This is a genomic window from Paenibacillus sp. P4_A7, from assembly GCF_056402455.1.
Window position 1 is genome coordinate 24,795 of record NZ_JBFUHJ010000031.1, and the last position, 11,068, is coordinate 35,862.

The 11,068-nt window shown below is 39.7% G+C and carries 12 protein-coding genes; all 12 read left to right on the forward strand.

Annotated elements, in window-relative coordinates; translation table 11 throughout:
- Window positions 1-148: 148 nt before the first annotated feature.
- Complete coding sequence (locus AC1DWN_RS07510) at window positions 149-1,078, forward strand: phosphotransferase (protein ID WP_477558289.1); 930 nt, start codon at window positions 149-151, stop codon at window positions 1,076-1,078.
- Window positions 1,079-1,088: 10 nt separating this feature from the next.
- On the forward strand, window positions 1,089-1,994 hold the full coding sequence (locus tag AC1DWN_RS07515) for a GNAT family N-acetyltransferase (protein ID WP_477558276.1): 906 nt from the start codon (window positions 1,089-1,091) through the stop codon (window positions 1,992-1,994).
- Window positions 1,995-2,054: 60 nt separating this feature from the next.
- The gene (locus AC1DWN_RS07520; protein WP_477558277.1) at window positions 2,055-3,053 is read left to right on the forward strand and encodes a phosphotransferase; all 999 of its coding nucleotides are present in this window, start codon (window positions 2,055-2,057) and stop codon (window positions 3,051-3,053) included.
- A 17-nt stretch (window positions 3,054-3,070) separates the two neighbouring features.
- Window positions 3,071-3,604 (forward strand): GNAT family N-acetyltransferase, encoded by a 534-nt coding sequence (locus tag AC1DWN_RS07525; RefSeq protein ID WP_477558278.1) that lies wholly within the window; start codon window positions 3,071-3,073, stop codon window positions 3,602-3,604.
- Between the two features lie 555 nt (window positions 3,605-4,159).
- A complete protein-coding gene (locus tag AC1DWN_RS07530; protein WP_477558279.1) occupies window positions 4,160-4,795 on the forward strand; it encodes a hypothetical protein in 636 nt (211 codons plus the stop codon).
- Between the two features lie 19 nt (window positions 4,796-4,814).
- The gene (locus tag AC1DWN_RS07535) at window positions 4,815-5,384 is read left to right on the forward strand and encodes a histidine phosphatase family protein (protein WP_477558280.1); all 570 of its coding nucleotides are present in this window, start codon (window positions 4,815-4,817) and stop codon (window positions 5,382-5,384) included.
- A 195-nt stretch (window positions 5,385-5,579) separates the two neighbouring features.
- The gene (locus AC1DWN_RS07540) at window positions 5,580-6,965 is read left to right on the forward strand and encodes a sulfatase family protein (RefSeq protein WP_477558281.1); all 1,386 of its coding nucleotides are present in this window, start codon (window positions 5,580-5,582) and stop codon (window positions 6,963-6,965) included.
- Between the two features lie 7 nt (window positions 6,966-6,972).
- Window positions 6,973-7,809, forward strand: coding sequence for a helix-turn-helix domain-containing protein (locus tag AC1DWN_RS07545; RefSeq protein ID WP_477558282.1), 837 nt, complete (start codon window positions 6,973-6,975; stop codon window positions 7,807-7,809).
- 279 nt (window positions 7,810-8,088) lie between these two features.
- Entirely contained in the window at window positions 8,089-8,730 is a 642-nt protein-coding gene (locus tag AC1DWN_RS07550) for a carbohydrate-binding family 9-like protein (protein ID WP_477558283.1), read from the forward strand.
- Window positions 8,731-8,850: 120 nt separating this feature from the next.
- Window positions 8,851-9,696 carry a sugar phosphate isomerase/epimerase family protein gene (locus AC1DWN_RS07555; protein ID WP_477558284.1) on the forward strand — a complete coding sequence of 282 codons (846 nt, stop codon included), beginning with the start codon at window positions 8,851-8,853 and terminating at the stop codon, window positions 9,694-9,696.
- Window positions 9,697-9,729: 33 nt separating this feature from the next.
- Window positions 9,730-10,743, forward strand: coding sequence for a Gfo/Idh/MocA family protein (locus AC1DWN_RS07560; RefSeq protein ID WP_477558285.1), 1,014 nt, complete (start codon window positions 9,730-9,732; stop codon window positions 10,741-10,743).
- Between the two features lie 74 nt (window positions 10,744-10,817).
- The coding region (locus tag AC1DWN_RS07565; RefSeq protein WP_477558286.1) for a YhcH/YjgK/YiaL family protein at window positions 10,818-11,068 on the forward strand (251 nt) is incomplete at its 3' end.

An 11,068-nucleotide genomic window follows, 5' to 3' on the forward strand; every position in this document is an offset into this window, starting at 1 on the left:
TATTCAACATCATAACAGAGCCTATAGAAACAGTCTATACTTTTGGGAAAAATTATAATAAAGTTGGGTTGCCGGCAAAAAAGATGAAATGGAGTGTTGTTCCTTGGAAATTTTTTGTCACCTTGATCGAACTGATTTACAGGAGTATATGGGGAAGGTTTTTGGTAAAAGTTATTTAGTTGCTAATGTATCGAGAATGCATGGTGGCGCACAAAAAGTGGTCTACAAAATAGATTGCAGAAATGGGTTTTCCTACGTTCTGTATGTGTGGGATCTTTCTATGAATTACTTTCAAGAAGAAATAGAAAATGAAGATATAAATCAACAGTCCTATGGCAGTCATTTATTTGAGATAAATAACAAGTTTTTAACGGAAAAAGGAATTAAAACGCCTATTCTTTATCATTTGGATAAGGAAAGATATCGTTACCCATTTGATTTTGCCCTCGTTGAATATATTGAAGGACATAAGGCAGAGTTCTATTTTAATCATACCGACTCACGAGTTCAACATGATGTATTTCAGCGGTTGGGAGATATGCTTTCTGGCATGCATGCCATCAAAAGTCAAATCTATGGGAAATCTAATCAAAGTGGCAACGATACGGGAGGTTGTCATCTCATACAAATGAAAAATGCAAAAGTGCAGTTAGCATATGTTTCCCAACATATTGAAAGCATGAATGCGAATCAAAGTAAGCTGCTCGATAAATTGTATGAGCTTGAATCAAGAATCGAGCCTAGAAGTCGTTATGGATTTATACATGGGGAACTAGGTCCAGACCATGTATTGGTAACTGAAAATTTAGAACCGTATCTGATTGACATTGAAGGAGCAGAGTTCTTTGATATTGAGGATGAACATAGTTTTTTAGAATTTCGATTTGGGAATTATTACAGGTACTTAAAGAATGATAAGCTGGATCATAACAGGATGTTATTTTATCGCTACCATCACCATATATCCTTAGCTTCAGCTGGTGTGAAGCTGCTGTACAGAGGTTTTCCAGATCAACAATTTGCTAGAGAGCTCGCCGACCATCATTCCAGATGTTCAATGCGATTTATTGAAGGTTAGGGGGATACTTGTGAATTTTATAGAAAGCATAGAACCCGGAATTGAACTAATCTCTGATTACAAAGAAAATAAAGTGTACAGAGATCGTTTTAATAAACTTGCTACGTTAGTTTTTGGTATAAATTTTGAAGAGTGGTTTCAAAAGGGCTGTTGGGATGATCGCTATATCTGCTATTCATTCCTGCGAGAAGATAAAATCATTGCCAATGTTTCAATCAGTAAAATGGATCTTGTGATTGATGGTTCACTTAAGAAAGCCATTCAAATTGGAACAGTAATGACTCACCCTGATTTTAGGGGAAGAGGGTTCTCTGGGTTACTGATGAAGCATGTATTAGATATTTTCGAGCATGAATGCGATATAGTTTTCTTGTTTGCTAATAACAGTGCTACTGAATTCTATCCAAAGTTTGGTTTTACAGCACTACATGAATCAAGATTCACACTGAAAATTAACGCTATCTCAAAAGTTGACTCACCTCTCCGAAAGTTAAATTGCTCGGAAAGAGAAGATTTGGAACTTATCAAGAAGCTGCTCCGGGCTCGTAAACCTATTTCAGAGCAATTTGGCATTAGCAACAATCAAGGTATCTTTATGTTCTATGCTTTATATGTATTTCCCGAATCCATCTATTACTCTCCAGAAAATGAAGCTATCGTTGTCTTTCAGCAAGAAGGTGATACGATGAATCTGTACGATATAGTAAGCCAAGATGGCGTTCTTTTAAATGATTTACTTCCTAGCATTGCTAATGAGCATGCGGAGCATATCCATTTTCACTTTACGCCAGATCAATTTACAGACAATGCACAATATGAGTTCACGGATGTAAATGAAGATCAGTTATTTGTAAAAGCTAACTTTGAGATAAACAAAAATTTAGTATTTTGTGCGCCTTTATTGGCACATKCTTAGTGGTATAAGGACAATAAGACTTATAAAGATAGATATTTGATAAAGGGTAGGTGATTGAAAATGAATCTACAACTCGCCGAAAAACAGGTGAAGGAGTGGGCTGAGGCAAACTTATATTCATTAGGGTTAAATGGCTCAAACATAGAAGTGAAGTATATTTGGAATCCAGGAGGATTTGTTAACCAGTCCTTCCGCCTATCAGACGGCGAAACGATTCGGCATGTAAAACTCGTAAACGAACGAAAAGACCCTCATCTTAAACAATGGGCACTGCTCAGTGACCATCTGACAACCAATTATAATGCACCGCGTTTGATGTCCGAGGTCACACAAGAAATTGTTCCTGGTTACTCTTATGGGTTAGTGTTTGATTTTATTAAGGGAAAGCCTTTAAGCGCAGCTTCCAATCCAAGACCTGTGATTGAACAAGTGTTGAAAGCACTAAACCATTTACATAATGATACAGAGATCAAAAAGCTAGTCACTAGTAATGCAACAGGCCCTTCCTGTTCAGATACGTTTATCGAGGAATACATTACTCGATTTGAAGAAGACCTGGAAATCATTAGAGCTGAAAAACATTTGCTTCACTTCGTGACTGAAAGCACAATAGATTGGTTTCATTCTGAAATAGAAGCATTAAGACAAATGGTAAGCCAAAACCCTGCTTTTCAGAAGAAGGCGACTGATGTCGTGCATAACGATATTAACTGGGAGAATGTGCTGTCAGATGACAACTCAAACTTTTGGATTATCGACTGRGATGACCTATCAGTCACTGGCGACGCTGCAATGGATTATTCTGTACTTCTTTGGCCGCTTTACAACTCAAAAGACTGGCCACTCTGGAAAGAGAAAGTCATCAGCTTAGCAGGCTATGACATATATGAGCGGATGATGTTTTATTTTCGAGCAACACTCCTTGATGAAGTGATTGATGTTCTTGCTGATTACATAGATGCGGAGAATATACCAGAAGTGAAAGAAATGACTCAGAAGCGCGCTAAAGAAATACATCTACGTGCTTACCCCGAATATCTAAAGCTATACGTAAATTAGGAGGGTTTGAATAATTAATGACTCATGAAAACATTTATTTAAGGCATTTTGAAAGGAACGATATTGAGGCTCTTCTTACTTTTCGATTGAGAAACCGTGAATTTGCTCAACCTTTTGAACCAATCAGGGATGAGTCATACTTTACCCTTGAAGGACATGAAATTGAAATTGTTAATGGTATTCAAGGTGTGGAAAGTGATCAATCCTATATTTTCGGGATATTTCTTAAAGATGGCGAGGAGCTTATCGGAAGAATTGCATTAACTGGTGTTGCTCGCGGCCCATTTCAAAACGCATATATTGGCTATAACATTGATGAAAAACATAACGGAAAAGGGTATGCAACAGCAGCCGTTTCATTGTGCGTAGCATTTGCCTTTGAGCAAATTGGATTGCATCGAGTTGAGGCAGGAGTTATGCCAAGAAACTTACCCTCTATTCGTGTTCTAGAAAAAGTAGGTTTTAGACATGAAGGCTCGGCCAAAAGATATTTGAAGATTAACGGCGTATGGGAAGACCACGAATTATTTGCAATAACTGCTGAAGATTAGAGAAGAAATTTTAGTTAAATCTATTTTATCCGATAAAAAGTTCGGGTCAGCGTAATACTTAGAAAGCGATACATGCTAGTTGATTCACCAATATATTAGTTTCACTTTCTGAAATTAATATTAGTTGTTATGGAAATACAGTGGTTTTAGTTTCAGTGATTGCATCTAATTCACCGGGGAGAGGGTGCGGATAGGGCTGACTGAGCAAATAAGTTCATTTCCTGATACTAAAACCCAGCGTATCTATTAACGTCGCCGATTAATTGCAAATATTGAAACTAAATGGAGGAGTACTCAAACTTTGTACCGTTTGCGAAGCTCTAGTCGCTAGTTGGGCATAAAGTCTGTACGAACTAATTCGAGCTGGGTGGTTATGTACAAACCACCCTTTTTGCGCGTATAGCTAGTCGTTGGCTGCAGACTTCTAATAGTCCGCAGCCTTTTTCAATGCAAACCCTGTGCAACATTAATTTCCACTTTCCGTCTGTATAAGAAATTAGATGCAGCTTAAAGGGGAGGATTAATATAAAATTATATGCAGGGTTAGTAATCGTTTTGGTACTTATTATTACTGGATGTCAGTCTATAACGGAATTATCGAAGGGCGACAATCAAGAAGTACAACATGCAGAAGTACAAACTGTAGACTATATTAATTTCGGAGATAAGCAATACATAAATGCGTGGGAATTAGTTGTGACAGATCCATCGGTACTAGTAAAGATCGGTGAAGTTGAACGCGGATCTCGACTGCCATTAGGAACCGAAGTTTATGAGATTATAGATTACCCTGAGAAAGATATAGTTGCAGTTAAGGATGCTAGCCAAGGACCAGGCATTGTAGGGAATATATCAGGATATAGCATTTATGTTTGGTATGAAGGACCGGATAAACCTTCTCATTATCCTGACATAACTGAAGCACAGACCAAACAAATCAAGATATATAGAGGAGTAGATCTCCTCCGTACCATAGATGGAGAAGAAGTATCGTCCTTTCTAAATCTTATGAGCCAGCAAGGACCAATTAATGAATTTCAAACGGAAGAAGCTCTCCAGTATACCGTGCTGCTTAACTCTGATCAAACTATAGGGTTGAATTATGGAATTTCGGAGAAGAACGGAGAGTATGGGCTAGATCATATTGAAAGTAAACTGCCTGCAGAGATCGCGCGTTATTTTATTGAATAAAAAACAGAGGAGAGAAAATATGAGAACAATCATTTATATGGTCAGGCACGCAGAATCACCTTTTGAGCATGGTCAAGAGAGAACACGCGGGCTTTCGCCAGAAGGGTTAGAAGAAGCGAAGCGGGTTGTCGAGTTTTTCGAGAATGTTGACGTTCATTATATGGCGTCGAGTTCCTACACTAGAGCAAAACAGACGATTCAATACTTAGCTGAAAATAAATCGTTAGATATTATAGAATTCGAGGAGCTCGTCGAGCGTCCGATTAAGGGCTTGGATTATAAAGCTACCTGGGATGTGTTGGAAGAGGCTATTCGTAGATCTTTCATTGACAAGGATTTTGCACTAGAGGGCGGCGAAACGACGCGGGCAGCACAACAAAGATCTATACCTATTATAGAGAAACTGTTGGATGAGCAACGAGGGAAAACAATAGTCATCGGAACTCATGGAAATATAATGACCATTATAATGAATTATTACGATGAACAGTATGGCTATAACTTTTGGAACAGTACTTCGAAGCCAGATATTTATAAAATGACATTTCATCGCAATCAACTGGAGCAAGTAGAGAGAGTATGGAAATGAGAGTTTTGTAATTCGTCTATTTGAAGTTTATAAAAAAAGTATCAAAAATACAAAAAGAACGATCACACCTACATTGCCCGTTGATGATTTGTCCTATAACATCTATTACGAAAGGGATGCTGGAAGCGTACACATTTCAATTCCTGTAAAGTTATTTCGTATAAAATACAAATTCATCAAAGGACGGTGTGTTTTATGAGAATTTTATATTTAGATTTAGATTCATTGCGGCCAGATCATTTGGGTTGTTACGGTTACCATCGAGAAACGTCGCCGAATATTGATCGAGTAGCGAAAGAAAGCGTGAGATTTTCCAATTACTATTGCTCGGATGCCCCGTGCATGCCATCTAGAACGGCTTTAATGTCGGGTAAGTTTGGTATACATAGTGGTCTGGTAGGACATGGTGGAACCGCCGCGGATATGAAGCGTGAAGGGAAAGAGCGCGGGTTTAGCGATCGATTGAAATCGGAGAGTCTCCCTGGAATGCTGCGAGGACTCGGATTTAAGACCACTTCAATTAGTACATTCGCAGAAAGACATTCGGTATGGACTTTTAACGCTGGTTTTAATGAAGTATTTAATGTCGGAGGCAATGGTGGGGAATCGGCAGAGGCTGTGCTGCCTACCGCTCTGAAATGGTTAGAGGATAACGCAGAGGGTGATAATTGGTTTTTGCATCTGAACTTCTGGGACCCGCATACCCCTTATAGAGCACCTGCACATGTAGGGAACCCTTTCGAGAATGATCCGATGCCTGAATGGATTACGGAAGAGGTATTCGAGCAGCATAAGCAAAAAAAGGGACAGCACAGCATAGATGACATGAATAAGCTCGCTAAAACGCATTATTTTAAATATGAACGGCACCGCAAACAAATTGAACAGCTGTCAGATCTAAGAACGATTATAGACAATTATGATAGTGCGATCCGCTATATGGATGATCATATCGGGAAAGTGCTTGATTTGCTAGAGAAGTTAAATGTGATGGAAGATACGGCTATTATCATTAGCGCTGATCACGGAGAAAACATGGGCGAATTGGGGATTTATTCAGAGCATGGAACCGCTGATCAAGCAACCTGCCGTATTCCTATGATTATACGCTGGCCTAATGGATTAAAGGGTACAGAAGATGACGGACTGCACTATCACCTTGATTTGGCGCCTACATTGGCTAGTTTGCTTAATGGTAAGAAGTCTAAATCATGGGACGGCACAAGCTATGCAGATAGTATTTTGAAAGGAGCAAATACGGGCAGAGAATACCTTGTTCTTTCCCAATGCGCGCATGTGTGTCAGCGAAGTGTTAGATTCGAGGATTGGTTATATATTCGGTCTTATCATGATGGGTATCACGGTTTTCCTAAGGAATTGCTGTTTAATTTAAAAGAAGATCCTTATGAGCAATACAATCTAGCCAATGATAGACCCGATATTTGCAAAAATGCCGTCTATTTACTTAACGAATGGCATGATGATATGATGCTGACAATGAATGATGATATCGATCCGTTATGGACAGTTATGAAAGAAGGGGGGCCTCTCCACGCCAGAGAATATCGCGATCAAGAATAATGTTTCAGTGACAAGCACAAGTATTCAAGACCAATTACAGTTCTCTCTGTATCATATGGAGGAAGCGATTTATAAGTCTCGTAATGTTCATATTAATAAACAGTCATACTGTACCCTTTCTTATATTAAGAAAGGGAATGTTACCGTAAATGTTGAGGATCAAATCTATCATGCAAAAGCGGGAGACATCATGATTCACCGTCCGGACGTCGTCATTGACGTAAGAAGTGACAATGCAGGTATTCATTTGTTTATGAATATTGAGCTCAAGGTGCTAGGCGATGTGGATTTTTTTCAGCTATATCCGCTAAAGAACATCGTTACACTGCGGAATACGGCAAGGTTTGAGGAATGTTTTTATGAACTTTTTGATCTTTGGCAGCGGGAGCATGCATTCCGGGAAGTACAGAGTATATTTCTTGTGTTTACACTTTTGGGCGAGATTCTGAGCAGCGCCCGCAGCAATCCTGATATGGTTCCACTCGATTTGCTGAATGGAAAAGACCGGTTTCGCAAGGTTATTGGCTATATGCAAGAACATATGCATGAAAAAGTGACTAGGGATACATTAGCTGAGCTAGTTTTTATGGATCCAGTGTACTTTAGCCGCGATTTCCAAAAAATATATGGGAATACTCCGGTTGCTATGTTGAAAAAATTGCGGCTGAGAAGAGCGAAAACTCTGCTTGAAAACTCAAACCTGTCGATTAAAACAATTGCTGATCAATGTGGTTTTTACGATCAAGCTCATTTCACTCGTGCTTTTCAGGAAGCTTATCAGCTTCTGCCAAGTGAATATAGAGTTACTATTCATCATACAAAAAAGGTTCTTTTAGTGGACTAGACAAAAGGGCGGATCAGGAATWATTCCTGATCCGCCCTTTTGTTCAAATATAAGAATTTATAAGTATTCACTAATAAATGTGCTTATATATCTCCGCGATACGATTGCTTTTGCCGAAGAGGACGGCGACAGCCGTTTACGCTTGATAAGAACGGAATAGTCCAAAAAATATCTTTTATATCTAAATAAATAAATGAATATATCGGTTATTATTTATGTATTATTAAATGTTTGATCATTTTGACCTTATAACGGAAATAGTACAATAGGGGTGAGCTTGTGCAGCCTGATTTACTCTCTGGAGATGACAATGTTTATGTTTGTAAACAAATGGTTTCAAGCAGTGAGGAAGCAACTTGGACGTCGATAGATTGGACAGGTTGTAACGTTCTTGTGTTGACAGATACGGTAACGGGTCTTCCTACCAAAGAGTATACAGAAGTACGGGCTTGCTGGAGTTCTGACCATTTTCATGTATGGTTTTTAGGTAAGGATTCGAATATCGTATCGGACTTCACCGAAAGAGATGAACCGCTCTATGAGCAGGACGTCGTCGAGGTTTTCATCGACGAGGAGGGTAACGGATCCAATTACTTGGAGCTCGAGATTAGTCCAAGGAATGTCGTATTTGATGCTCAAATCGAAAACGATGGTAAAGGGTCAATTTCTGTCGACCAAACGTGGTGTTTCAAGGATCTTCTTACATCTGTAGATACGAACGGAGAAGGAAGCTTAAGTGTCTTTATTAGCATTCCGGCTAGCAATTTCTCAAAACCACTTGAAAACGGGACACGCTGGAAGGGTAATTTTTATCGAATTGATGAGGGCTTGGACGGAATACGAGAGTATCAGGCTTGGCGGCCTACAGGGGTAGTCAATTATCATATCCCATCAAAATTCGGTTCAATAGTTTTAGTTTAAATTATAAGAATTTATAAGTTTCACACTTATAATAGGCTTATAATTCACGCGAAACTTTGCTTTGCCGCAAGGACGGCGACAGCCGTTTACGCTTGACAACATTTTAAGGAGGCAATTTAAATGAAAAAAGGAATTAATATCTGGTCTTTTAAAGAAGGAACAACAATCGCGGACAGTATTCAACTAGCAAAAAAAGCAGGCTTTGACGGGATCGAACTATCATTGAATGAGACCGGAGAGCTTGGTCTTGATTCTACAGAGAAGGATATGCGTGAGATTTTGTCTCGTCTTGAAGACGCAGAGCTTGAAATAGCTGGACTCGCTACAGGTCTCTATTGGTCTTATCCAATGACGAGCGGTGATGCTTCAAAGCAGAAGAAAGCAATCGATGTTTGCAAAAAGCAGCTAGAGCTTGCGTCTATGCTTGGTGTTGATACGATTCTTGTCATTCCAGGAGCTGTTGGCGTTGACTTTATTCCAGGTGCGGAAGTAGTTGACTATGAGCATGCTTACGATCGCGCGCAGGAGTCAATTGCTAAGCTCGCTCCTTTTGCAGCAAGCGCAGGCGTATCTATCGGCATAGAAAATGTTTGGAATAAGTTTTTGTTGTCTCCACTAGAGCTTCGTTCGTTTATTGATGAGGTAGGCTCGAGCTTTGTCGGCTCTTATTTTGACGTAGGTAATGTTGTACACAGCGGTTACCCGGAGCATTGGATTCGTATACTGGGTCATCGGATCAAAAAAGTACATTTCAAAGATTATCGCCGTCAAGCAGGTGGCTTACATGGATTTGTTGACTTGCTAGCTGGCGACGTGAATTACCCGGCTGTTGTCGAGGCACTGCAAGCAATCGGTTACGATAATTATGTTACAGCAGAGATGATTCCTCCATACAATCATTATTCCGAGCAAATTATTTTCAATACATCGCTTGCAATGGATGCCATCCTAGGTCGTTCTAAGTAAATTAGCTTCGCAAACTTTTAAGGGGGATATGAGATGCTTAAAATTGGTATAATCGGATTTGGATTTATGGGAAGAATGCACTTTGACAATTATGTTCGTCTGATGGCAGAGGGTGAACAAGTTCAACTAGTCGCGATTTGTGACCTACGAATTGAAGAGCTGAAGAACGGCAGCGCTGTAGGCAACATTGCAACTGAGCAGGATGTATATGACCTGACGCCATATCGCTTATATGATGATATCCAAACGATGCTCGATAACGAGCAATTTGATGTAGTGGATGTTGCACTTCCTACTTATTTGCATGCTGATGTAACTTGTATGCTGCTTGAAAAAGGAATTAACGTACTATGTGAGAAGCCTGTTTCAGGCAACTCTGAGGATGCATGGCGTATGGTGAAAACAGCAGAGCGTACGGGTAAGACCCTGATGATCGGACAATGCTTACGTTTCTGGCCTGCATACGAATATCTAAAAGCTTGTGTTGAAGATAAGCGCTATGGCGCAGTTACTGCCGGTTTCTTTTACCGTGGCTCTGGTCTGCCGACGCCATGGTTTCTTGAAGGAGAAAAAAGCGGCGGCTGCATAACGGATATGCATATCCATGATGTTGACATGATTCACTGGCTGTTTGGAAAGCCGGACAAAGTATCAACGCTTGCTCGCAACGTTATTCCTGGAAGCGGCTATGATACAGTTTCCACAAATTATGTATACCCTGATGGTAAAGTAGTAAACGCACAAGCAGATTGGACGCTGCAGGGTGATTACGGCTTCGCGATGACTTATCGTGTTAACTTTGAAGGTGGAAATCTTATTTTTGAGAACAACCAAGTTAAAGTAAATCCGAATGATGGACCAAGTTTCATTGCTGACTTGTCACCGGATATGGGTTACTACAGAGAAATCAAATATTTTGTACATTCGGTAATTGATGGTACGCCAGTTTCCATTTGTTCACCTGAAAGTGCTGTAGGAACACTTGAAATTATTGAAGCGGAAATTCGCTCGGCTGATCGTACGGGAGAGTTTGAAATCATAAAGTAATAGCTTTATAACAATATGAAAAAACCTTGGAGCTACTTGCTATCCAAGGTTTTTTTGTAAAAGGGAGAGACGAAATGGTCTACGATAAAATCTCGAATGCGGGACAATATGCGTTTGTAAATACTAGGCTGATGAGTGCTGTTGAAGATATGCGGCTGAATCTTCAGGGTGAAACTAAGGAAACAAATGATTTCAAAAAAAATCATGACACTTTTACAACCAGCCCGAAAGAAGAAAGGCGTTACGAGGCGCATCAAAAATTCATTGACATCCATATTGTCTTGGAAGGCAGGGAGTATGTAGAAGTCAGCAATGTGTCTTGCTT

Excerpts from the sequence above, each read along its gene's own strand:
- AC1DWN_RS07525 (WP_477558278.1), top strand. The coding sequence starts at position 3,071 with ATGACTCATGAAAACATTTATTTAAGGCATTTTGAAAGGAACGATATT.
- AC1DWN_RS07535 (WP_477558280.1), top strand. The coding sequence starts at position 4,815 with ATGAGAACAATCATTTATATGGTCAGGCACGCAGAATCACCTTTTGAG.
- AC1DWN_RS07540 (WP_477558281.1), top strand. The coding sequence starts at position 5,580 with ATGAGAATTTTATATTTAGATTTAGATTCATTGCGGCCAGATCATTTG.
- AC1DWN_RS07560 (WP_477558285.1), top strand. The coding sequence starts at position 9,730 with ATGCTTAAAATTGGTATAATCGGATTTGGATTTATGGGAAGAATGCAC.
- AC1DWN_RS07555 (WP_477558284.1), top strand. The coding sequence starts at position 8,851 with ATGAAAAAAGGAATTAATATCTGGTCTTTTAAAGAAGGAACAACAATC.
- AC1DWN_RS07510 (WP_477558289.1), top strand. The coding sequence starts at position 149 with ATGGGGAAGGTTTTTGGTAAAAGTTATTTAGTTGCTAATGTATCGAGA.